At 59.1% G+C, this 23,690-nt stretch carries 21 protein-coding genes; 8 read left to right on the top strand and 13 right to left on the bottom strand.

Going from position 1 to position 23,690, the window contains the following annotated elements; all coding sequences use genetic code 11:
• The first annotated feature begins 86 nt into the window (after positions 1–86).
• Positions 87–1,118, top strand: coding sequence for a hypothetical protein (locus J2W40_RS06945; protein WP_310222997.1), 1,032 nt, complete (start codon positions 87–89; stop codon positions 1,116–1,118).
• Here J2W40_RS06945 and J2W40_RS06950 read toward each other — a convergent pair.
• The 5 genes from J2W40_RS06950 to J2W40_RS06970 form a co-directional block, all read right to left on the bottom strand.
• The gene (locus tag J2W40_RS06950) at positions 1,101–2,798 is read right to left on the bottom strand and encodes an N-6 DNA methylase family protein (protein WP_310222998.1); all 1,698 of its coding nucleotides are present in this window, start codon (positions 2,796–2,798) and stop codon (positions 1,101–1,103) included. The two genes, J2W40_RS06945 and J2W40_RS06950, sit on opposite strands and share 18 nt — an antisense overlap.
• Positions 2,799–3,365: 567 nt before the next feature.
• Positions 3,366–4,265: a GDP-mannose 4,6-dehydratase gene (locus J2W40_RS06955; protein ID WP_310223000.1), complete on the bottom strand. Its 900-nt coding sequence runs from the start codon at positions 4,263–4,265 to the stop codon at positions 3,366–3,368.
• Positions 4,266–4,366: 101 nt separating this feature from the next.
• Positions 4,367–5,401 (bottom strand): GDP-mannose 4,6-dehydratase, encoded by a 1,035-nt coding sequence (gmd, locus tag J2W40_RS06960; protein WP_310223002.1) that lies wholly within the window; start codon positions 5,399–5,401, stop codon positions 4,367–4,369.
• Positions 5,402–5,494: 93 nt separating this feature from the next.
• A complete protein-coding gene (locus J2W40_RS06965; protein WP_409050348.1) occupies positions 5,495–6,991 on the bottom strand; it encodes a phosphomannomutase in 1,497 nt (498 codons plus the stop codon).
• 49 nt (positions 6,992–7,040) lie between these two features.
• On the bottom strand, positions 7,041–8,123 hold the full coding sequence (locus J2W40_RS06970) for a mannose-1-phosphate guanylyltransferase/mannose-6-phosphate isomerase (protein ID WP_310223005.1): 1,083 nt from the start codon (positions 8,121–8,123) through the stop codon (positions 7,041–7,043).
• Positions 8,124–8,558: 435 nt separating this feature from the next.
• Between J2W40_RS06970 and J2W40_RS06975 the strand changes: the two genes are divergently transcribed.
• On the top strand, positions 8,559–9,785 hold the full coding sequence (locus J2W40_RS06975) for an NAD(P)/FAD-dependent oxidoreductase (RefSeq protein WP_310223007.1): 1,227 nt from the start codon (positions 8,559–8,561) through the stop codon (positions 9,783–9,785).
• Positions 9,786–9,867: 82 nt separating this feature from the next.
• On the opposite strand, the gene J2W40_RS06980 is transcribed toward J2W40_RS06975, so the two are convergent.
• From J2W40_RS06980 to J2W40_RS07000, 5 genes are all read right to left on the bottom strand, one after another.
• Positions 9,868–10,341: a 2'-5' RNA ligase family protein gene (locus tag J2W40_RS06980; RefSeq protein ID WP_310223009.1), complete on the bottom strand. Its 474-nt coding sequence runs from the start codon at positions 10,339–10,341 to the stop codon at positions 9,868–9,870.
• Positions 10,342–10,378: 37 nt separating this feature from the next.
• The gene (locus J2W40_RS06985) at positions 10,379–10,918 is read right to left on the bottom strand and encodes a peroxiredoxin (protein WP_310223011.1); all 540 of its coding nucleotides are present in this window, start codon (positions 10,916–10,918) and stop codon (positions 10,379–10,381) included.
• A gap of 109 nt (positions 10,919–11,027) precedes the next feature.
• Positions 11,028–12,026 carry an endolytic transglycosylase MltG gene (mltG, locus tag J2W40_RS06990; protein WP_310223013.1) on the bottom strand — a complete coding sequence of 333 codons (999 nt, stop codon included), beginning with the start codon at positions 12,024–12,026 and terminating at the stop codon, positions 11,028–11,030.
• Between the two features lie 38 nt (positions 12,027–12,064).
• On the bottom strand, positions 12,065–13,324 hold the full coding sequence (gene fabF, locus J2W40_RS06995) for a beta-ketoacyl-ACP synthase II (protein WP_043155159.1): 1,260 nt from the start codon (positions 13,322–13,324) through the stop codon (positions 12,065–12,067).
• Between the two features lie 165 nt (positions 13,325–13,489).
• Positions 13,490–13,723, bottom strand: a complete 234-nt coding sequence (locus tag J2W40_RS07000) for an acyl carrier protein (RefSeq protein ID WP_310223017.1) — start codon at positions 13,721–13,723, stop codon at positions 13,490–13,492.
• Between the two features lie 195 nt (positions 13,724–13,918).
• Here J2W40_RS07000 and J2W40_RS07005 point away from each other — a divergent pair, with 195 nt between their 5' ends.
• The gene (locus J2W40_RS07005) at positions 13,919–15,145 is read left to right on the top strand and encodes a glycosyltransferase family 87 protein (protein ID WP_310223019.1); all 1,227 of its coding nucleotides are present in this window, start codon (positions 13,919–13,921) and stop codon (positions 15,143–15,145) included.
• On the opposite strand, the gene J2W40_RS07010 is transcribed toward J2W40_RS07005, so the two are convergent.
• Positions 15,133–15,603 carry a hypothetical protein gene (locus J2W40_RS07010; protein ID WP_310223021.1) on the bottom strand — a complete coding sequence of 157 codons (471 nt, stop codon included), beginning with the start codon at positions 15,601–15,603 and terminating at the stop codon, positions 15,133–15,135. The genes J2W40_RS07005 and J2W40_RS07010 overlap by 13 nt on opposite strands.
• Before the next feature lie 136 nt (positions 15,604–15,739).
• Between J2W40_RS07010 and betI the strand changes: the two genes are divergently transcribed.
• The 3 genes from betI to ahpF all read left to right on the top strand — a co-directional run bounded on the left by betI (position 15,740) and on the right by ahpF (position 18,854).
• Positions 15,740–16,387: a transcriptional regulator BetI gene (gene betI, locus J2W40_RS07015; protein WP_310223023.1), complete on the top strand. Its 648-nt coding sequence runs from the start codon at positions 15,740–15,742 to the stop codon at positions 16,385–16,387.
• Between the two features lie 105 nt (positions 16,388–16,492).
• Positions 16,493–17,056 carry an alkyl hydroperoxide reductase subunit C gene (ahpC, locus tag J2W40_RS07020; RefSeq protein ID WP_069066515.1) on the top strand — a complete coding sequence of 188 codons (564 nt, stop codon included), beginning with the start codon at positions 16,493–16,495 and terminating at the stop codon, positions 17,054–17,056.
• 217 nt (positions 17,057–17,273) lie between these two features.
• Positions 17,274–18,854 (top strand): alkyl hydroperoxide reductase subunit F, encoded by a 1,581-nt coding sequence (gene ahpF / locus J2W40_RS07025; RefSeq protein WP_310223026.1) that lies wholly within the window; start codon positions 17,274–17,276, stop codon positions 18,852–18,854.
• Between the two features lie 357 nt (positions 18,855–19,211).
• Here the strand turns inward: ahpF and J2W40_RS07030 are convergent, their stop codons facing one another.
• Both J2W40_RS07030 and J2W40_RS07035 read right to left on the bottom strand, forming a co-directional pair.
• Positions 19,212–20,933, bottom strand: a complete 1,722-nt coding sequence (locus tag J2W40_RS07030) for a DGQHR domain-containing protein (protein WP_310223028.1) — start codon at positions 20,931–20,933, stop codon at positions 19,212–19,214.
• A gap of 6 nt (positions 20,934–20,939) precedes the next feature.
• Positions 20,940–21,893, bottom strand: a complete 954-nt coding sequence (locus J2W40_RS07035) for a DNA-methyltransferase (protein ID WP_310223030.1) — start codon at positions 21,891–21,893, stop codon at positions 20,940–20,942.
• A gap of 409 nt (positions 21,894–22,302) precedes the next feature.
• Here J2W40_RS07035 and J2W40_RS07040 point away from each other — a divergent pair, with 409 nt between their 5' ends.
• The gene (locus J2W40_RS07040) at positions 22,303–23,397 is read left to right on the top strand and encodes an endonuclease/exonuclease/phosphatase family protein (protein ID WP_409050349.1); all 1,095 of its coding nucleotides are present in this window, start codon (positions 22,303–22,305) and stop codon (positions 23,395–23,397) included.
• 90 nt (positions 23,398–23,487) lie between these two features.
• Positions 23,488–23,690 (top strand): transposase (locus J2W40_RS07045; RefSeq protein ID WP_310223031.1); only part of this gene is annotated, 203 nt, incomplete at its 3' end.

Here is a 23,690-nt window from a genome sequence, read left to right on the forward strand (position 1 = left end):
CGGGAATTAAGATGGCACTCTGATGGAAATAAGCCATTGTCCTTGCTACACCCGCCCCCTCACAGGGAAAAGGGGTGCGGCGGGGGATGAGCGCGGATTACGTCGGAGCAATCAAGGCAAGTGGCCTTACCATCTATGACCCCATCGAGATAGGCGACCCCGCGCTTTGGATACCGACGCCGGAGTTGGAGGTGCTGCTGGACACTGCTTTGGTGGGTATCTCCCTAGCCGGACTGCCACTCCGCACGCGGTCCAAAGTCACAAAGGAACACGTTTGCAAGGCTCTGGGCTACCCAGTGCCAACGAGCTTTGCGAAAACTCAGCCGCGCTTCGTCGGCCAGTTCTTCGACACCTATGTCCAAAAGTCGAACAACCTCCAGGTCTGGAACGAGGAGTTGTCGCCGACGCGGCGCTACGTCATCATCCGCGTCGATGACGCTGACGTGATTTGCAAGGTCAAGGTCGTGACCGGGGAGGACTTGGCGCTCCTCGACACGACGGGCACGCTCACACAGAAATATCAGGCACGCCTCATCCCCAAGGAGGCGGAGGCCGAACTGATCGCAGATGTGGATACAGACCGGCTCCAACCATTCGTTCAGTCCGGGGCAAATCTGGAAAAAGCCGCCAGCCCCATCGACCACCCTTCTGCGGGGCTGATCCTTCCCATCGCTGAGGTGTTCGACCGCCTCCGCGCGCTCGTCAGCAAGAGCTTTAAGGACGCTGGGCATGACCAAGAGCGCAACCGCGGCGCGGCCTTGCATGAACTGGTTTGCCGCGAGTTGGGTTATGCCGATTACCGCGACGACGGACGCTTCCCGGACGTGCGCCAGCAACTTCTGGAGGTGAAGCTGCAAACCTCCCCCACAATCGACTTGGGACTGGTATGCCCTGACAGCGAAGCCCCGCTGGACGTGCCACAGATTGGGGGGCAGCAAGTCCGACACTGCGATGTTCGCTATGCGATCTTCTGTGCCACAACGGACGGCGTGACTGTCACGCTTACGCGCTTCTACCTGACAACCGGCCAACGCTTCTTCAGCCGCTTTCCGCAATTTCAGGGAAAGGTTCTCAACAAGAAGCTACAGATACCGCTCCCCTCAGACGTCTTCGGCTGACAGCCCAAAGGACTGCCAGACCAAGCCATCCAACTCCGCCTCTAGAGTTGCCGCGTTTCTCTCAGCTACATGTTCGTAGAGCACCTTGGTCCGCTCGATTATCTCGCGGCTCAGGGCGTTAGCGGGGTCCGGTAGGGGGAACTGCTCCACATACTGCGTAATGAAGCGCCGCCGCCCTGCGTAGAGCTTGTTGTTGAAGCGACGATCATAGAACTGCTCGATAAACGTCGAGTTGGCTACCGCCAGCGCGAGCCATAGCGCGTCAGCCATTCCTGGCTTTGGCTTGAGCCAGTAGCAGTCACCGTTCACGATCGTATCGTCTAGGTCGATCCAGAATGTCGGCTGCTCGCAAATGTCCCGGAAAACCAGCTTGGGGCCGTGCCAGTCATCGGGGTTCTGCGGCACCCATATCTCGTACCATCGCCGCCCACCTTCGATAACGTAAGTTCGACTTTCCAGCTTCTCACGGTGAGCCTCAAGATAGGCTCGGCTGGCAGGAAAGTTTTCGAGGTCCACTGCGGCACGACGGCCATTAACAACTTCATGGGGGTAGAGAATTTGAGCACGTTCTCGGCTTGTGTCAGCGCGGAAACGGCGCGCGACTTTGTGTGTCGTAAGAGGCCGCAACAGCTCTAGTTCGTCATCCCACTTCCGCCGGATAAAGATTTTGTCAGCAGTGGTCTTAACGCCCACGCGCACCTTTCCGATATCGCCGAACCGCGCCCAACTATTCGCATCAACCGTATCGAGCCACGCACTCACGCTGTCCGAGCTGAGACGCCAGACGCCGGAGGGGTCGGTGTCGATGTGCAGGGTGCCGTGCTGCACCTCGAAGTTCCGCCCATCAGGCAAGCCAACAACCCCCGACTGCTCCAGCGCCGCAATGGCGCTATCCGCCACTTGCGACCCTGTCTTCGTCTTCGCCTCGTAGATCGTGGTGAAGCGCGCGGGCGCCACTGCCTCCACGCTCCTCCGGCCATTGGCAACGATCACTGCGGGCAACACCGCCGCGTCGAATAGCTTTGTGTCACCCAAATCAAAGACACTCCGAAGGCGAAGACCCCGTGCCAATGCCTCACGGATGGTGCCCCCCGCCCGCGTTGTCATGAAGCGGTTTGATACGATGATCCCAGCGCTGCCGGAGGGCGTCAGAACGCGCGCCATGCCCAGCAGGAACGCGAAGTAAAGATCTACCCGCCCGGTAAGGCCGAACTGCGATGCCAGCTCTTGCGCTCGCTCTGCCCCGATGATCTGTGTGCGGACATATGGAGGGTTCGCGATTATGAGGTCATATCTCTCGCCGCGCGCAAACAGGCCTTCCGAGAAGTCGTCTAGCACATGGTCGAGAAAGCTCCCCTCGACTAGGTTTAGACACGCATGGGGATAGCTCTCAGCGAGCCGCAATTTAGCTACCTCAAGTGCAGCGACGTCTGTCTCAAAACCATAGACATCGACCCTGCCCGTAATCCGGTCGAGTAGGCTGCGGAGCAGCTCCCCGTGCCCAATGGCTGGGTCCAAGACGCGCAATGGCCTATCCTTCGGAAGGTCAGCGATTTCCAGCATCTGGTCAGCAACGAAATCCGCCAACTCGCGTGGCGTATAAGTCACGCCGCCCGCCTTGCTTTCTGTCACCTCACCATATCGCTTGGTGAACTTCGGTATGGTGAGTGCCTGATTCATGCTGTTCCCTTACGCGCCTTGGAAAGCCTGCCCAACGTGGAACGAAAAGGCAACGAGCAACTGCGAAACAAGCAGTGGATTGCAAGGGGGGCTCAATTCGGCGTCATCGGACTCAGAACCGCCGCCCATAACAGGCACCACCTGCACAACCGATTACCCGGCCCCGTGCTGGTGAACGGCTCCCGGCAGCGCAGGCACGGGCGGCGGACCTTGGGCACATGGAGCGCCACGTCGCGCTCCGGCCCGTTGACGCGCTTCCAATATCTTGCGCAACAAGATGCGATAGATTAGATCAACATTATCAGATACTTAGTGAAAATATTAATCAGCGGACCCTTGGTTCGAGCCCAGTTGCATCCACCATAATTTCCAATAGCTTAGTTCGTTTCCTCCGGGGCCACCGTCTTAGAAAGACGGGATTTAAGACAGTTTGCCGTTGGCGAGATGGTCTGGGTCTTTCGCCGTCATAACTAACGCTACGCGGTCCCACTACTCGTCACCCAGCCGAACAGCCCCCATCCACACCGCCGACCACGGCCCTTATCGTCGGGAGCGCTGGTACGAGCGTCACTGCGCGTTGAGCATCCAGCTTAACGTATCGCGCAAATCACAAAGAGAGCGTTGCCCCAACACGCCCTCAAGCTTGCTGCGGTCACCCCATAATGTTTTGACTTCATTAGCCCGAACAAAGGCCGGATTGACCCTGACCGAAAAATCATGCCCTGAAATCTCCTGAATCAAGGCGATGACATCGCGCAATGAATAGGCTGTGCCGGAACATATGTTGAACGTCTCGCCCAGAGCCGCAGGCTGATCCAAAAGCGCGGCATAGGCCGATGCAACATCTCGCACATCGGAGAAATCACGGGAAACATCCAGATTGCCCAACTCAATCTCCTTCGCGCCCTGTCGCACATGATGGACGATTTTGGGTATGAGGAAATCTATCGACTGCCCGACGCCTGTATAGTTGAACGGCCGCGCGATGATGATGGGCAGACGGTCGCGATAGAGTTTCGCAACAAATTCCATCGACAATTTGCTGACCGCATAGTCATTGACGGGGTCAGGGGAAACAGTTTCGGATATCGCTCCACTGACGCGATTGCCGTAAATGTTCGCACTGCTCGCCAGCAGTACGGCATCCACATTGCCGACCGTGTTGACAGCCTCCAGCAGATTGCGACTACCCAAGATATTCGTGCGATATATGTCTTCGACAACCCCATGCGCAACATAGGCGATCGCCGCCAGATGGACGACCTTATCAGGCTTGAGGTCTGCAACCGCATCCGTAAGTGCTTGCGTATCGGTCAAATCGCACACGCGCGACGCCAACAAACCGTCGACAGGATTGCTTGCTGGCTTGTGCGACAGGCCCATGACGTCATGGCCCTGGCTGGCCAATAAGGGGGTCAGATAGCGTCCGGTGAACCCATCTGCGCCTGTGATCAATATTCTGCTCATAGGTTTCCCACCCTGGCTGCGACATCGGGACGATGGCGGTTACCCATGCGTCAGCCGACCGCCGCGCATCTGATCTTTATCATCGACTGTTCGTACGAGCATCAGAATGATGCGTTCATCCGATTTCGTACAATGTCAGCGTCCACCATCATCTTGCACAGTTGTTCCAAGCTCGTCTCCGGCTTCCAGCCAAGTTTGGCGGCCGCCTTTTCGGGATTGCCGATCAGAAGATCGACCTCCGCCGGGCGATAGAAACGCGGATTTACGCGCATGACGGTCTTGCCCGTGGCGACATCCTTGGCGACTTCCGTATCTTCGGCACCGGAAAATTCGACCTCAATCTCTGCGGCCTTGAATGCCATCCGCACAAAATCGCGGACCGTCTCCATACGGTTGGTGGCCAGTACATAGGTGTCGGGCTCGTCTGCCTGCAACATGCGCCACATGCCTTCGACATATTCCTTGGCAAAACCCCAGTCCCGCTTCGGGTCGAGATTGCCCAGTTCCAGGCAATCCAGCTTGCCGAGTTTGATCTTGGCGACCGCGTCGGTGATCTTCCTGGTCACAAACTCACGACCGCGCAGCGGGCTTTCATGGTTGAACAAAATGCCGCTACACCCGAAAATATCGTAGCTTTCACGATAGTTCACCGTGATCCAATGCGCATAGAGCTTTGCGACGCCATAGGGGCTGCGCGGGTAAAAGGGTGTATCCTCGGCCTGCGGCACGGCTTGGACCTTGCCGAACATTTCCGAGGTACTGGCTTGGTAGAAACGGATTTTGGGGTCCACGATCCGGATCGCTTCGAGAAGGTTGAGCGGTCCAACGCCCGTAATCTGGGCGGTGGTGATTGGCTGATCGAAGGAAACCCCAACAAAGCTCTGCGCGGCAAGGTTATACACTTCGCTCGCATTGGCGGTCTGCAACAGGCGGATGCTTGAAGCCAGATCAGTAAGATCATATTCCACAAGCTTGAGATTGGGATGCTGGCTGATCCCAAGCTCTTCAATCCGCCAGAAATTAACGGAGCTGGTGCGGCGATATGTGCCGTAAACTTCATAGCCTTTTTCCAAAAGCAATTCGGCAAGATAGGCACCGTCCTGGCCAGTTATGCCGGTAATTATTGCGGACTTCATATAGACCTCACGATGAATATTTTGTTTATTTCTAATTTAATTAAATAATATTCAAATTCTTATCTGGCGACATGTCATCTTTATCCAAAGATTTCATAGCCCTTTTTCGGCATTGTCCCTGACAATTTTCAATACCACACCATTGAGCGATGCCGCCCGTTCGCTATCCGCGCTTTCCGTATAACAACGCAATTCGGGTGCATTGCCGCTGGGGCGCAGGTGAACAATATCGTCATTGTCGAAGGAGATGCGCAAACCGTCGGTTGTGTCGAAATGGATGGCTTGTCCGCATAGTGCGCCAAACATATGCGTAAGACGAGCCAAAATATCCGCGTCACTGCCCGTTTGAAGATAGCGGATCAGCGCCTGACTTTGCGCCGTTGGAACATTCTGCAGGCGATCGCTGAACGTGTAGCGCTGCGGCAATTGATCCTGCAACATGGACAGAGCCAGCCCCCGTCGCTTGGCATCCACCAGCACGGCCATGATCGGCAACACCGCATCGCGCGTCGGCAGCGCGGTCAGATGCCGCCCCCCCATGTCGACCGGCGTGGCCAGCAGAAAACCGCCATTGGCTTCATAGCCGCATATCGTGGTATGCTGGGCCTTAGCCAATTCCTGCATGGCCTCTATGACGAAGGGAGAGCCGATGCGGGTTCGGCGCACTTCGTCGAACATGCCGCACAACTCAACCGCACTGTTGCAACTGACCGGCGTGGCCACTGCCTTAATCCCTAAGGCGCTGGCACATAATATCCCCAGTATATCGCCCCGCATCCAGTTGCCATTTTCATCCGCCAGCAGCGGCCTGTCCGAATCGCCGTCGGTGGAGAGGATTGCATCCAGATGCAATTCGGCAGCCCATTGGCGCGCCAGGATCTGATCTTCCGGGCGAACAGCTTCGGTATCAACCGGAATGAATGTCTCGGACCGGCCCAGCCGATAAGCCTGCCCGCCCATCTGTTCGACCAGCATGACCAGCAAGTCACGACCGACGGCCGAATGTTCATAAATGCCCAGACGCAATCCGTGCAGCGCCTGCGCACCGAAAAAATCGACGTAACGCGCCACATAGGCGTCCGTGACATCGACAAGCGGGTCCATCTCCGGGGTCGCCAGCAACATTTCGTGCGCGTCGAATATATCCGGCACGTTCACACGCTGGGCGCGCATGGCCAGTTCGTCGGCCTTGAGGATTTCGCCATCCGGGCGATTGAATTTGATGCCATTGCGATCGTCGGGGATATGGCTGCCAGTCACCATCATCGACGCCATGCCCCGTGCAAAGCCGTAGGCTGCAACAGCAGGCGACGGAACGAAGCCGCAATAATCGACATGGCCGCCCATATGGATGATGGCAGCGGCACAGGCGGCCATGATCCGGGGTGAGGACGGGCGAAGATCGCCGGCGATGGCAACATGCTGGCCGGGCGAAAACAGTCCTTCCGCTTCAAGATGTTGCAGAAAACCCATGGTGTAGGCGAAGCATACACGATCGGTCATTGCACTCACCAGGCCACGGGCACCGCTCGTTCCGAACGCAACCCCCGAATGGGACATGATATCCGCGACGGACATATTCTGCGCCATAAAATCCCATATGTGCCAGTGATGATAATATTCGTGCGAGGGACAAAGATTATTGCACGACCCGTTGCCCTGCGTTCTTGATCGCTTCCGTGACACTGCGGACCTTTTGAGAGTCACCGCGACGCATTATCATGACCTCGCCCTTGGACACTATGACGATAAGATCGTCCATATCCACCAACGTAACGCGCGGTCCATCGCTGTGGATCAGGCAGTTACGCGCTTCCAGCAACAGCGCATCCCCGCGCACGGCGTTATCATGCGCATCCTTTGCACTGACCGCATGCAAAGAGTCCCAGCTTCCCACGTCGGACCATCCCATATTGACCGGCGCGCAGGCGATGCGCGCTTCGCGCTCCATGATCGCATAGTCGATCGAGTCCGATGGGCAGGCGGCAAAAGCCTCGGGCGCAGGGAAAATATGCAGGCCCTTGCGTTCGGCCTGCCCCATGGAGGCCTCCACCGCAGCCATCATCTCTGGCTGGTGATGCGCAAGCGCCTTCAGATAGGCACCTGCACGGAACAGGAATATGCCAGCATTCCAGACATATGTTCCAGCCGCGACCATCTTTGCCGCCGTCGCCGCATCCGGCTTTTCGACAAAACTGACCACCTTGTGGACCAGAGGACTGATAGGATCACCCATCTCGATATAGCCATAGCCCGTCTCCGGGGACTCGGCCTCAATCCCGAATGTGACAAGCAGGCCTTCGGAAACCAATGGCAGCGCGCGGGTTATGGCATCGTGAAAAGCTGGCAGATCAGCGATGATATGATCGCTGGGCATGACAAGCAGAATATCGTCCGGGCGGGCTTCCAGCGCGGCAAGCCCGATCGCAGGGGCCGTGTTGCGGCCTGATGGTTCTAGAATGAGACGATAATCATCGACCCCGATGGCGCGCAATTGCTCATCCACAACAGCGGCATGCGCGGCATTGGCGACGATAATCGGATTGCCCACCGAAGCACCAGCATAGCCAACCGTGCGTTCTACCGTAAGTTGAAGCATCGTCTCATCTGCCGTCAACGGTAGTAATTGTTTGGGCCTTTCGGGTGTAGACACTGGCCACAACCGAGTTCCCGATCCACCAGAAAGAATAACCGGGATAATACACACAGATTTGCTGGCCATATTTCGCCTAATTAGCACGTCAAACTTTAATCGCCTGTAACGCTATCGTAACAGTGTTGCATCAACGATGTGCCGTCCTATGAGCGTAAATCGCCGACTTGCCAAGCCTTTACGGCGAGCGGAAAGCAAAGCCCGGCAGACATAATTGGCGGGCAAAGCGGGGCCCAAGGAGGGGCCGTTCGCACAATGGACGGCAGAAACCGACCGAGGCGTTCCAAAGCCGGGCCAACCTGCGTTGCGCCGCCATGGGCATGGTTTTCGGCATAGCCAAAATTCCCATCCCCATGACCTTGATCGCTCTGCTTTGCTGTCAGCATGATGGATACAGATAGATTGGGGCCTGGAACGCCTGCCCCTCCCCGCCACATCCCCCTTGCAACCCCTACGACACCCCGCCTATCAGCGGCGCAAAGGGATAAAGAGGATTGCGGGCCGATGAGCTATTATGATGTTCTGATCGTGGGTGCGGGCCATGCCGGGGCGCAGGCGGCGATTTCATTGCGCCAGCATGGCTTTGAAGGCAGCGTCGCGATGATCGGCGACGAGAAAGACCCGCCCTATGAACGCCCGCCCTTGTCCAAGGAATATTTCGCAGGCGACAAGAGCTTCGACCGCATCCTGATCCGCCCCGCCGCCTTCTGGGGTGAGCGCAATATCGACATGCTGCTGGGCCGCCGGGTGAAGAGCGTCGATCCGGTCGGCAAGTTCGTGACGGTGGGTGGCGAAGAAATCGGCTATGGCAAGCTGATCTGGTGTACCGGCGGCACCCCGCGGATGCTGACCTGCAACGGCGCGGATGCGTCCAACGTCCATGCCGTCCGCCGCCGCGACGATGTCGATGCGATGATGGCGAAGCTCGACAGCATCAGCCATGTCACCATCATCGGCGGCGGCTATATCGGCCTGGAAGCGGCCGCCGTGCTGACCAAATTCGGCAAGACCGTCGTCCTGCTCGAAGCGCTCGACCGCGTCCTCGCGCGGGTCGCGGGCGAACAATTGTCGCGCTTCTACGAAGCCGAACATCGCGCCCATGGCGTCGATCTGCGCACCGGCGCGCGGATGGACTGCATCGAAGTGGTTGATGGTAAGGCGACAGCCGTGCTGATGGAAGATGGCGAGCGGATCGAGACCGACATGGTCATCGTCGGCATCGGCATCATCCCCGAAACCGGCCCGCTGATCGCGGCGGGCGCGGCGGGCGGCAATGGCGTCGACGTCGACGAATATTGCCGCACCAGCCTGCCCGACATCTACGCCGTGGGTGATTGCGCGGCCCATGCCAACCGCTTCGCCGGTGGCGCGCAGATGCGTCTGGAATCGGTGCAGAACGCCAATGATCAGGCCAAGGTCGCGGTAGCGCACATATTGGGCAAGGAAGAGGCATACAACGCCGTGCCCTGGTTCTGGTCGAACCAATATGATCTCAAGCTCCAGACCGTGGGCCTCTCCACCGGCTTCGATCAGGCGATCACGCGCGGCGACCCGGCAACGCGCAGCTTCTCCGTCGTCTATCTCAAAGGCGGCAAGGTCATCGCGCTCGATTGCGTCAACATGGTCAAGGACTATGTCCAGGGCCGCGCCCATGTCCTGTCCGGCGCGGCGCTCGACCTCACGCAACTCGCGGATGCCAGCGTCCCGTTGAAGGAAGTCGGGCTGGCCTGAAAATCTAATCCTCCCCTGGTAGGGGAGGTGGCTGGCCAAAGGCCAGACGGAGGGGTGTCACGCCATCAAAAGCGCGGCACCCCTACCCCCGAAAACTGGCCTTCACCGCCAATTCCCAAGGCCCCCCGCGATAATGCCACGCCGCCAGCCCGGCGATCGCGAAGGGGCGTGGCACAAAGTCCGCGCGCAATTGCTCCGCCAGCGCCTTCGCCTCGGCCGGCGCAACCTTGTTCTGCACGGTCACATGCAGCCGGGGCCGCGCTTGGTCCTGTGGCGTCAGAAGCCCCGTAAACGCCTCCGCCAGTTCGTCGCGCATGGCCGCCAGTTCCGGGCTGTCGATACGATAGGCCACCCCTCGCCCCAGCATCATGACCTCGCTCAACCGCGCAACCGGTGCCGGTCCGCGACACAAGGCCTTGAGCCGATCGCTCACCTCCCCCAACACCGAGGGCGGCAGATGATGGAACAGCGTGATATGCGCGGACAGGACATTGCGCTCAGGCGGAAAATGCGCGCGGCGCAACCCGTCCGCCCAGGCGAAGTCCGCCGCCCCCATCAGCGCGCTGACGATGATGGGGGCCGGTGGGGCCGCCTCAACCAGCCGGATGCGCCTTCAGCCATTCCAGCACGGGTTCGGGCTGGGTTTCGCCATAAGGGTCTTCATCTTCGCCGCTATCGTTGATCCCCGGTTCCTCGAACCAGGCGACGATCTTGCCGTCTTCGACCACCATCGCATAGCGCCAGCTACGGTCGCCAAAGCCCAGATGGTTCTTCTTGATCAACATGCCCATGCGCCGGGTGAAATCCCCCGACCCATCGGGCAACAGCTTCACATTTTTGAGGCCAAGCTGCTTGCCCCACTGGAACATGACGAAGGCATCGTTGACCGAGATGCAATAGACATCATCGACCCCGACCGCCTTGAAATCCTCATAATAGCGTTCGAACGCCGGGCATTGCTCGGTGGAACAGGTCGGCGTAAAAGCGCCGGGCAGCGAAAAGACGACGGCGCGCTTGCCCGCGAACAGGTCGCCGGTCTGCACATCCTGCCAGCGATAGGGGTTTGGCCCCTCGACGCTTTCGTCGCGTACCCGCGTCTTGAGCGTCACATTCGGTACGGTTCTTCCCAGCATCAGTGCGTCTCCCAATCAGGGCCGCCTTGTCGCACAGGCGGCAACCATCCTTATGGGGATTAGGAAGCCGGACGGCAATCGCGCCCTGCCTTCAATCGACGCGCGCGCCTCAAAGCTCGCCGCGCGCGCGACGGATTTCGAACCATTTGCGCACATTCTCATTATGCTGCTGATAGGTGTCGGCAAAGATATGCCCGCCCTTCCCGTCCGCGACGAAATAGAGCGCCTTCGTCTCGGCCGGATGCAGCACCGCCAGGATCGACAGCCGCCCCGGATTGGCGATCGGCCCCTTGGGCAGGCCGACCATGGCATAAGTATTATAGTCGTTGACGTCGGCAATCTCCGACTTGCGGATGCGCCGACCCAGCGGCTTGCCGCGCGTGATCGGGTAGATGATCGTCGGGTCGGCCTGCAACATCATATTGGTGCGCAGGCGATTACTATAGACGCCCGCCACCGTCGGCCGTTCGGCGGCAACGGCGGTTTCCTTCTCGACGATGCTAGCCAGGATGATCGCCTCTTTGGGCGTCTTGGCGACCGTATTGGGCGCGCGTTCGGCCCATAATTTGGCCAGCGCCTCATCCATCGCCGCCTGCATGCGCTTCAATACGGCCGCGCGCGGCTCACCCTTGTCGAAGGCATAGCTGTCGGGCAGCACGCTCCCCTCCTCCGGCACGGGAATATCGCCGGTCAGTTGGTCGTTCGCCATCAACCGCTCATGCACCAATATGGAGGGCATGCCTTCGGGAATGGTGATCAGGCGGGTCAGCGTCTTGCCACCCTGCAGGATGGACAGGATATCGCTGTTGCTGGCACCTGCGGGAATGACGAACTCCCCCGCCTTGATCGGCTTGCCCGCCCCGAAAATCTTGGCCCGCGTCAGGAACGCATCGGCCGACCGCACCGCGCCCGCCTGTTTCAACAGCACCGCCGCATCGGACAGCGTCGCCCCGTCGCGCACAACCACGCTGACATCCTGAGCCGCCGGCCCCTGTTCGGTCCAGCCCGCCACGAAGCGAAAGGCGATGAACGCCGCAACGGCGAGGCCGATCAGCAGGACGATACAGCCCAGTCGTTGCTTCGGGCCAGTGCGGTTGCGCTTCGCCATATTGCTCCCCTGTTCCCCGGCGAAAGCCGGGGTCCAGTTCAGATCGCCTTCATGATGAGCGAAGCATTGGTGCCACCAAAGCCGAACGAATTGTTCAGCACGGCGCGCACCTTGCGCTCCTTGGCGACATGGGGGACGAGATCGACCCCCTTGCAGCTTTCGCTCGGCTCATCCAGGTTCAGCGTCGGCGGCACGATGCCATCGCGCATGGCGAGGATGCAGAAGATGCTTTCCACCGCGCCCGCGCCACCCAGAAGATGGCCGATCGCCGACTTGGTCGAACTCATCGACATCGCGCCGATCTGGTCGCCGAACAGGCGGCGCACCGCGCCCAGTTCCAGTTCGTCGCCCATTGGCGTCGATGTGCCATGCGCATTCACATAGTCGATGTCTTCCAGGCTAAGGCCCGATTTCTTGAGCGCCATCTGCATCGAACGGAATGCGCCGGAGCCTTCCGGATGCGGGGCGGTGACATGATAGGCATCGCCCGACAGGCCATAGCCCAGCACTTCGGCATAGATTTTCGCGCCGCGTGCCTTGGCCCGCTCATATTCTTCCAGCACGACGACGCCCGCGCCTTCGCCCATGACGAAGCCGTCGCGGTTGACGTCATAGGGACGGCTCGCGCGCGTCGGATCATCGTTGAAATTGGTCGAGAGCGCCCGCGCCTGCGAGAAACCGGCGATGCCGATCGGGCAGATCGCGCTTTCCGCGCCGCCCGCCAGCATGACGTCGGCATCGTCCATCGCGATCATCCGCGCGGCGTCGCCGATCGAGTGGGCGCCGGTCGAACAGGCGGTGACGACGGCATGGTTCGGCCCCATCAGGCCATATTTGATGCTGACCTGGCCGGAGATCAGGTTGATCAGGCGGCCATGGACGAAATGCGGACTGACCCGGCTCGGCCCCTTGGCCGCCAGCACCAGCGATTCGCTTTCGATGCCCGGCAGCCCGCCGATGCCCGACCCGATCGAGCAACCGGCGCGCAGCCGCTCTTCTTCGGTCATGTTCAGCAGGCCCGCATCGCGCAGCGCCTCGCTCGCGGCGGCAATGCCGAAGACGATGAACAGGTCGACCTGGCGCTGGATCTTATGATCCACCTCCAAATAGGGGTCAAAGCCATATTCATGCTCTTTGGGCTTCACTTCGCACGCAATGCGGCACTTATAGTCGGTCGGGTCGAACCGCGTGATGGTCGCCGCGCCGGATTTGGACGCGATGATGTTCTTCCATGTGGTTTCCACATCCCCGCCAAGCGGGCTGACCATGCCAAGGCCGGTTACGACGACGCGACGCATATATTTGCTCCGAAATAGTCTCTTTGACGCAATGTAGGTCTGGCCGATCCGGCCTGCAAACGCTGCATCAGATACGAAAAAGCTCCCCGCGCTCCGGGGTTACCGGACAGGAGGAGCCATTTCCTAACACGAAAGGCGGCCCGCATCTGCGGGCCGCGAAACGCCTTACTGCTTGCTGTCGATATAATCGATGGCATCCTTGACGGTGGCGATCTTCTCGGCCGCATCGTCGGGGATTTCGACGCCGAATTCTTCTTCGAACGCCATGACCAGCTCAACGATGTCGAGGCTGTCAGCGCCCAGATCGTCGATGAAGCTTGCATCCTCGGTCACCTTGTCGGCTTCAACGCCCAGATGCTCGACGACGATTTTCTTTACGCGATCCGCGGTCTCACTCATGAGTGGTCCTTCTTGACTGGTATCGTTGGTGGTTGTGAATAACCGTTAAGGCAATGCCCTAGAGCCATGCGCCGATAGAGGCAAGAGGCAAGGCCGCCAAGTCCTTTTCAATATGCCGGTCGATCATTTCCCCACGATCTGGCCCTTATCGCGCCATTTACCAAAATTTCAGCCGCATCTGCAAGGGTGGCCGCCATGGCCGCCCTCTCCCTTACCGACCAATGGGTCACGCGCGCGCGGACGCGGCTGGTGGCCTGCTTCATGCTGGCGGCCACCGTCCTTGGCCTGCTTTTCCTGTTCGCAGGCGCGCACGGCACGGTGGATTCGCTGGGGCGGCCGCTTGGCACCGACTTCTCCAATGTCTGGACCGCTGGCTGGATGGCCGATCATGGCCGCGCTGCGGAGGCATGGGACTGGACGATCCAGCATGATGTGCAGCGACAGGTGCATCATGACCCGGCCATTCCCTTCTATGGCTGGCATTATCCGCCACCCTTTCTCATCATTGCCACCTTGCTGGCGCAACTTCCCTATGTCGCGGCATTGCTGATCTGGCAGGGCGCAACGCTCTCGCTCACCTTGCTGCTGGTCAAACATATCCTTCCTGCCGAACGCGATGCCTGGCTGATCGCATTGGGTGCGCCTGTGGTGCTGATCTGCCTTGGCCATGGGCAAAATGCCTTCCTCACGGCCAGCCTGCTCGGCGGCGGGATGCTGCTGCTCGATAGGCGCCCCTGGGTGGCCGGAATCCTGTTGGGGGCGCTGGTCTATAAACCGCAATTCGCCGTGCTGATCCCCGTCCTCATCCTGGCGCGTGGCAATCTGCGCGCCTTCATCGCGGCGAGCCTGACCGTCTTCGCGCTGTGCCTGCTGACATGGGCGATATGGGGTTGGGCGGTGTGGCAGGCGTTCATCGATTCCCTGCCGCTGACCCGCCATATCATCGTCGAAGCGGGCGCTACGGGCTGGGAAAAGATTCAAAGCCCCTTCGCCGCCATCCGCCAATGGGGCGGATCAATCCCCCTCGCCTATGGGGTGCAGGCGGTGGTTACCATCTGCGCCATCATCGCCGCAGCACTGATTGCGCGCCGGGGGAGCATGGCCTTGCGCGGCGCGGCCGCCCTCAGCGCGGCCCTGCTCTGCACGCCCTATGTGCTGGATTACGACCATGTGTTGCTCGGCGTCGCCATAGCCTTTGTCGCAGCCGACATACGCGAACGCGGCACGTTGCGGTGGGAGCCGACATGGCTCGCTTATGCCTGGCTCGCGCCGCTGTTCGGCCGGACGGTGTCGGACCTTACCCTGATCCCCGTCAACCTCATCGCGGCGATCGCCATCCTCGCCATCACCGCCCGTCGCGCAGCGCAGTTCGATGCGCTGACCTTGCCATGGACCGCGCGCCTCACCGCCTATCGGCAATAACCTTCCTGCCCGGCCACCACGATAAGGCAATCGGTCTTGTCGGCGAGATATTTGAACCCCGTCTCCGCCCCCGTGCCCGGCCGGATCGTCAGTTCCTTCCCATCGCGCGTAAAGCGGATCATCGCCCCCTCAGCCATGCCGACATAATCGCCCTGCCGGTCGAGAGTATCCTTGTTGGTCAACGCATAGCTGCCGGGCTTCCCGTCAGGTGCGGGCTGTATGTCGAGGAACAGCCCTTCCGGCCCGGTCCAGCGGCCGATCCAGTCATCGGTCGGCAAGCGCCCAGCCGGGCCATCCGCGCTATTGATCGCATCGCTATCCTCGATCGTCTCGACCGTCGGCACGCTGGCCGTGGCATTCGCGCCATTGTCGATATCAGCACCAGGACCACATCCGGTCAGCAGCGCGCCAGCCAGCAGCAGCGGCAGCATAAAGCGCGGCGAAAGGCGGCAGGTCATCGGTCCATCTCCTTGGCTATCGGGACGAACAAGTCGCGAAACGGCACATTCGATCCCTCTGTGCCTAAGACGTCGCCTTGCCAGCGCTGCCGTCTATCGCCAAACACGCAGATCGGGGGACGATATGACGAACAGCATGATGCAACGACCCAGGGCGAAATTCGTCCGGGAAACGCCCGACGTCCGGCGTCAGGCACTAATCGAAGCGACCGCCCGCTGCCTCGCGGAAAAGGGCGTCGGCGGAACCTCCGTCCGCGCGATCTGCGCGCAGGCGGGCGTATCGTCGGGCCTCCTCACCCATTATTTCGAGGGCGTGAACGCGCTCATCCTCGCCACCTATCTCGATGTCGGCGCAACCGTCTCCGCCGCGCTCGATCAGGCAGTGGACGAGGCCGGCGATGACCCGCGCGACCGGCTGCGAGCCTGCCTCCAGGCCAATTTCCGCGCGCCCATATTGGACCCGGACCTGCTCGCCACCTGGATCGCCTTCTGGAGCCTTGTCAAAAGCGATCCCGCCATCGCCGCCGTCCATGCGCAAGTCTATGCCGCCACCCGCGCCCAGCTCGAAACCCTGCTGCGCGCCGCCGTGCCGGAAATGCCGCCCCCCCGCGCCCGGCTCGCCGCGATCAGCCTGACCGCGCTCGTCGATGGCCTCTGGCTCGAACTCTGCCTCGATCCCTCGACCTTCTCGGCGGAGGAGGCACAGGCCATGGTCGAACGCGCGATGATGCTGGCGCTGGGCCAATGGCGCGGTGAGTGGGTCGATCAATCCGATCGGCTGTGATCGCTTTTCTCACTCACCCCATCCGAGAAAACCAATTTCCCTCGACTCGCCCCCTCCCCTACATGGGTCAGGCAACAGCAACCCACATAAGGAACTGGACAGCCCATGGCTCTCATCAACACCACCATCAAGCCGTTCGCAGCGACCGCCTATAAGGAAGGCAAGTTCGTCGACGTCACCGATGCCGACGTGAAGGGCAAGTGGGCGATCTTCTTCTTCTACCCCGCCGACTTCACCTTCGTCTGCCCCACCGAACTGGAAGATCTGGCCGGCATCTACCCGACCCTCCAGTCGCTGAACGTCGAAGTCTATTCGGTCTCGACCGACACGCATTTCAGCCACAAGGCCTGGCACGACACCTCGCCCGCCATCGGCAAGATCAACTATTATATGCTGGGTGACCAGTCGGGCCAGATCACCAACAATTTCGACGTGATGCGTCCGGGCGTTGGCCTTGCCGACCGCGCGACCTTCCTGGTCGATCCCGAAGGCGTGATCCAGTTCATGGAAATCACTTCGGAAGGCGTCGGCCGCAACGCGACCGAACTGCTCCGCAAGGTGAAGGCTGCACAATATGTCGCCGCCCATCCCGGTGAAGTCTGCCCCGCCAAGTGGGAAGAAGGCGAAACCACCCTCGCCCCTTCGCTCGACCTCGTCGGCAAGATCTAAAAACGACCCGCAGCGCGGCCCCATCGGTCGCGCTGCCCTGAACGGCCGCCGGGTTGCCCCAAAGGGCACGGAACCCGGCGGACCCTTCAACGCTATCTAAACCGTCATCCTATTCTCATCGGGGTCTTTGGGTCGCACCATCCCCCGAAGGGCCGCCGCACGCCCCCCTCCCTCAAATGCGGCGGCGGCCCGCTTTCATGCAACGGAGCAAGGCACGATGTTGGACGCAAATCTCAAAGGACAGCTGAAAGGCTATCTGGCGAACATCACTCAGCCGATCGAGCTGGTGGCTTCGCTGGATGAAGGCGCAAAGTCGCGCGAACTGGGCGAATTGCTGGGCGACATCGCCGAACTGTCGGACAAGGTGACCGTGGTTACCGGCATCGACAAGCGCGTCCCCAGCTTCATGATCCGCCGCGCAGGCACCGACATCGGCGTGCGCTTCGCGGGCCTGCCGATGGGCCATGAATTTACCTCGCTGGTCCTCGCCCTGCTGCAAGTCGGCGGCCACCCGTCAAAGGCGGCGCAGGACTTGATCCAGCAGATCAAGGACATCGACGGCGACTTCGCCTTCGAAACCTATTTCTCGCTCTCCTGCCAGAACTGCCCCGACGTGGTGCAGGCGCTCAACCTCATGAGCGTCCTCAACCCCCGCATCAGTCACGTCGCCATCGACGGCGCGCTGTTCAAGGATGAGGTCGACAGCCGCAAGGTCATGGCCGTCCCCACCGTGTTCCTGAACGGCGAACCCTTCGCCAGCGGCCGGATGGAACTGGAACAGATCGTCGCCAAGATCGACAGCGGCGCCGCCACCCGCGCCGCCGACAAGATCAAGGCCCAGGAACCCTTCGAAGTCCTCATCGTCGGCGGCGGTCCTGCTGGCGCAGCGGCGGCCATCTACACCGCGCGCAAGGGCATCCGCACCGGCGTCGCGGCCGAACGCTTCGGCGGCCAGGTGCTCGACACGATGGATATCGAAAATTTCATCTCCGTCTCGCGCACCGAAGGGCCAAAGCTCGCCTCCGCCATGGAAGCGCACGTCAAGGATTATGACGTCGAGATCATGAACCTGCAAAAGGCGGCGAAGCTGATCCCCGCCCGCACCGAAGGCGGCTATCATGAAGTCGTGCTGGAAAATGGCGCCTCGCTAAAGGGCCGCACCCTCATCCTCTCCACCGGCGCGCGCTGGCGGCAGATGGGCGTGCCCGGCGAAGAGGAATATCGCAACAAGGGCGTCGCCTATTGCCCGCATTGCGATGGCCCGCTCTACAAGGGCAAGCGCGTCGCGGTGATCGGCGGCGGCAATAGCGGCGTCGAAGCCGCGATCGACCTCGCCGGTATCGTTGCCCATGTGACGCTGATCGAATTTGACAGCCAGCTCCGCGCCGACGCGGTGCTGCAGCGCAAGCTCGCCAGCCTGCCCAACGTCAAGATCATCACCTCGGCGCTCACGACCAAGGTGGATGGCGATGGCGACCGCGTCACCGGCCTGTCCTACAAGGACCGCAACAGCGGCATCGAACATGACGTCGCGCTGGAAGGCATCTTCGTCCAGATCGGCCTCGTCCCCAACACCGAATGGTTGAAGGATGCGGTCGCTTTGTCCCCCCGCGGCGAAATCGAAATCGACGCCCGCAGCGAAACCAGCGTCCCCGGCGTGTTTGCCGCAGGCGACTGCACGACGGTCCCCTACAAGCAGATCGTCATCGCCATGGGCGCAGGCTCAACGGCAGGCTTGTCGGCGTTCGACTATCTGATCCGCCTGCCCGCGAGCGAAGAGGCCGCGCAAGCGGCGTGAGGCCGGGCGCATTGCGCGGGGTTTGAAAGAACGGCCGATCCGGGAACGGGTCGGCCGTTTTTGTTGGTGGGTGGAGCGTGGCCGGCGTGCGCTCTATTGCGTTATTCATGGTAGTAAATCGACTTACCGATTTCGGTAGCTCGTTCAACGTCCGTAACGAGGTACGCATATGAATGGCTTGTTGAACCATGCTGAGATTAGCCAACTGAGCCACGAAGTGCCAAGCAATCCTCGTTCATTGAATCATAATTTGTTCTACAGAGACTGGAGCCAATACATATGCAGTTAGGGCACGTAGTCATCTATCGACAATTTTTGAGATATCGACCAACCCACAGATATTATGTAAAATTATTTTTACTTCCCATATACCTTATCGAGCATATCGTTAGCCATCCGATTGTAGTGACTCGAATGGTAACCGTGAAAGTCAAAATTGCCCAGTTCTTTAAGCTTTTCTTTGTACCCTTCAAAATCAGATAGCCCCTCTGACTTCACAACTTTTCTGAACAGGATAATCAATCCGTTTACCGATACGGTGGCGAGAACTCCTGCCCCCTCATTCTTCTTGATCGCCCAAGAACTGGCGGGCAAGCATGCCTTAGCCGCACTGAGAAAAATAGAGAGTTGAGTGGCGCAAAATTCGACGTATTCGATCAATGCCAAGTTGTCGCTTTTCGCGAGAACATCTGCTTTTTTTGGAGAGGACCAGTGATTCAGTAGAGACTCATCGCCTCCAATTCGAATCAGTTGTGCGAGCGCAAAAGATACCATCGATGACGTAGGGAGAACGCCCTTTTCGAAGGCATGCCGCTCAATAAGGCCCTCCAAAGGCGTAATTTTTCCAAGGCGCGTAACGAGCCTTTTGCCTATGGAATCGTCCGAATAAGGCTCAGTAATGACCTTAATGGCTTGCTTGAGGCTTGTTTTTGCCGAATTTTGATTCGCATTGATTTCAAGAAATAGCCCTGCCTCAAATCGTTCTCGATCAGCGTCTGACGTTCCCTCCGGATATATCACTCCCGTAGCCAGAAGGTTCTGCCGAGCCCGAAATTCAGAGATATCCGGGTCGTCCTTTGCATCCTCAAAATATGAAAAAATACGATGCTGTCCGTCAACAATACCGATCGAGTTAGATCGATTAGGGATCTTGACCATGACCGAGGTGGTGCGATCAATCTTTTCCGGATTAACCTCCTTCCCATCCTTATCTAGTCTCGTTCCCTCAGGTAGAGTTACGATAACGTTGTTCGCAAAAACTCGCTTCTCTCGCTTTAAATGCAGTCGGATTTGATCAATTTTCTTCTTGTCAATCAGGCGTTGGTATAACCCGTCGCTTTGTCGCCATCCATCTTTTCGGAGAACATACGCACGATCCAAAAGTGTGCCAGGTGTCACGTAGAACGAGACGACCTTATAACCCGTCGGAAAATTGGAGTGGGCCACCGGCAACAGCGACCCTTCAAACTTCTTTTCCTCTTGGCCATCCGGAAGCGCACCATTCACACCAATTTCGCCGTGATCCAAACGAAGAAATTGCAACATTTCATGCCGCGCGGACAATCTAAGGGTGCTAGTCAGAACTCTGAAATATTCTACGGTAGCACCCCACAAGAATATAGTCTCGCTCGTCAACGCTTTATGCTGTGAATTAACCTCGTCATTCGAGCAATATAATATTCGAAGCCGGAGATGACTATCATGGTATTTATTCGATACCACTGATCTTAAAGTAGGGAATTTTTCGAATAGAAACGCGATGCATTTTTGCGGTTCTTCGTGCATACGTTGGAAAAGGTGAACTTTTCCCTTTATATGGTCTCCAAGCTTTTCGCCCGTAGAAATCGTATATTCGGTGCACACGATGATGTTTTCGCGCACGAAAACGTCATCCACGTCGCCTGTCCTACCTGAGAATGTGAACTCTTTATCCGAAATGTCAGGAACGCGTACAAACCCGGTCCGACCAAAAATACCCCGAACTCGGTCGATCTGTGACCTTTGATGCCGACGGCGCTTTCGTTCTTCAGGGGTCAGCTTACGTTGCTTTTTCTTCGGTTTTACCTTGCCCCCGGCCATAAATGCTTACTCCGATGCCTGTAGCAGCCATTCTTCCGGCACAGTAGAAACTCGCTCTCCTGACTTCGGCTGTTTTGGCCCTATACCAGAATGACGAATTGGCAATTCTCCATTTCTAGCAAGCGATAGTCTCTGATTGGCTTGCTGAGTATAGTCCGCATCAAGTTCAAACCCGATACCTATGCGGCCGCGACTTTCTGCGCACACTACGGTCGTTCCAGCCCCCGCAAACGGATCCAACACCATATCCCCCTCAGCGGTCATGGCCAAAATGCAACGATCGGCAAGTTCATTCGGAAACTGACAAGGGTGATCAGTTTTCTCAGGATGATTGGCCTTCACATTTGGAATATCCCAGACGGGCTTCCCATCGAAAGCCATTGACGGATCAAACTCCCAAAAGTCGGAGGGGTTTTTACCTAGCGGATTTCCACTTGGCTGGCCTGCACGTTCGCCTTTACCTTTCGAGTGCCGCTTGCCGGGATAGAGCTGCGGGACGCGTACGGGATCAAGATTAAACTCGTAATCCGCTGAACGCGAAAACCATAAAAGCGTCTCATATCGGCCAGAAAAACGACGTTGCGCGTGCAATCCAAAATTGTATCGCCAAATGATCCGGTTTCGTAGCAAGCAGCCCCGCTTTTCAAACATTGGGAAAAACAGATAGTCGAGCGGGATCAAAGAACCATCCCGCACATAATTTCCTACCTGCCAACAGATATGGCCATTAGGTTTTACCTTATCTAAAAGTTTGCTGATGAGAGCGTCCATCCAATCTCGATAGGCGTCGAGCGATTTGAACATGCCGCGTTCGTATGACTTTCCGATATTGTATGGCGGCGAAGAGAGGACAAGGCTCACCGATTGATCAGGAATTTGATCGATCAATTCTAGAGCATCACCTTGGTATATGGCCCCAACATCACACGGAAGGCTGAATGGTGATAACGCCTTGGTCATGGTTGATGGCTACATCGCTGGCCCTATTGATGCAATAGGCAACGGCTTGACCACACTGAAGCTGAGGGACAGCCGTTCCAGCATAGCTCCCTCATAAAGCCTGTCTAGACCCAGCCAAACCTATCCCCCTGTCCTACATCCCCCAACCTATGCCATGCTCGCCCGGCTCTTTCTCCCGGTCCACCCCCCTGATCCCCCCGCGTGCCCAAGCACGCCACCCCGCACTTCGCAAAAATTCTCCTATTGCGAAGTTCACGCCACCCGTCCGTCCCCCGCACAAATGCTGGGCCTGCGACGGTGTGAACTTCACATATTTGGCAAGCGCCTCCGCATTGCGGCGGGAACGGCACCTATGCGATGGACGTTGCACGCGGAATGACAGGATAGCGGCGAGATTTTTGGAACCTGCATGATCACTTGCCTCTCCCTGCGCCAAGGCGGCAGGGGATTTCGACGGATAGTGGCGGTCGCGGCCCTGACCCTCGGTCTGGCTGGCTGCGCCGTGGAACCGCCGTCCCGCATCATGGCCTGTAGCGCGGCCACCCCGCCCCAGGTCACCGTCTCGCCAGACGGGCGAACGGCCAGTACCATGCTGAGCGTCCTGACCTATAATATCGAAGGTCTGGGCTGGCCCGCACGCAAAGGCCGGGCGCGGAAACTGGCGGAGATCGGCGAAAGACTGTCGGCCATGCGCGCGGCCGGAACAGCCCCGGACATCGTCATGTTTCAGGAGATGTTCAGCGGCGCGGCCAAGAAAGCCGTCGACGCGGCGGGCTATCCAGCCTTGGTCGCCGGACCCCGCCGAACCACCCGGCCGCAAGATCCGGTGACGGAGCCGCTACCGGGCAAAGCGAAGGCAAAGCGTGGAGAGCTTGGCCTTCACCTGCTTGGCAGCGGCCTTGCCATCGCATCGCGCTATCCGATCATCCACAACGACCAGCGCGCCTATGGTCGCCGCTCCTGTGCCGGGTTCGACTGCCTCGCCAACAAGGGAATCGTGCAGGCGCGTATCCAGATCCCCGGCGTGCCGACCCCGGTCGATCTCTACAATACGCATATGAATGCCCGCCGGGCGTCCCGCGCGCCGCCGCGACGGCATCTGGCAGCCCATGAGCGGCAGGTGCTGGAAGCATCGCGTTTCATCGAGCAAAGCTATGACCAAAGCCACCCGTTGATCTTCGGCGGCGACTTCAACATGCGAAGCTCGGAGGAACGGTGGGAGAGTTTCTCCCGCTACCAATCGCTCCTGCTGGTCCACCGCCTTTGCGCCGACCCGGCCTCAGGCTGCGATGTCCGCCTGTCCTGGGATGGCGATGCGCCATGGATGGACACGCAGGATCTGCAGTTCTTCTGGAGCGGATCGCTGGTGTCGGTTCGACCGATCCGGGTCGAAGCCATGTTCGACGGCGGCGATAGCGGCCCGTTGCTGTCCGATCATGATGGCTTTCTGGTCACCTACCGGCTGGAATGGCCGGCAACGGCAACAGCAAGGGTTGGCTGCTGACCGGGCTGCCTGGGGGTTTAGGTCGTGTTGACAAAAGGGGTTCCCAAACGGGCCTCGTTCTGATTCAAGAGTGCTTTTTGGGGAGCAGTCATGGGTCGCGGGGACTTGTCGGACGCGGAGTGTGAGATGATTGGACCGCTGCTGCCGCCTGAACGTGGTCGCTGGGCGCGGCCGGCGGGCGATAACCGGCTCTTCCTTAATGGGATGCTTCACGTGCTGCGGGTCGGCTGCCCCTGGCGCGACATGCACGAGCGCTACGGCAAATGGAACTCGGTTTATGTCCGCTTCCGTCG

It is taken from the genome of Sphingobium xenophagum (assembly GCF_031457465.1).
GTDB classification, from domain to species: domain Bacteria; phylum Pseudomonadota; class Alphaproteobacteria; order Sphingomonadales; family Sphingomonadaceae; genus Sphingobium; species Sphingobium xenophagum_A.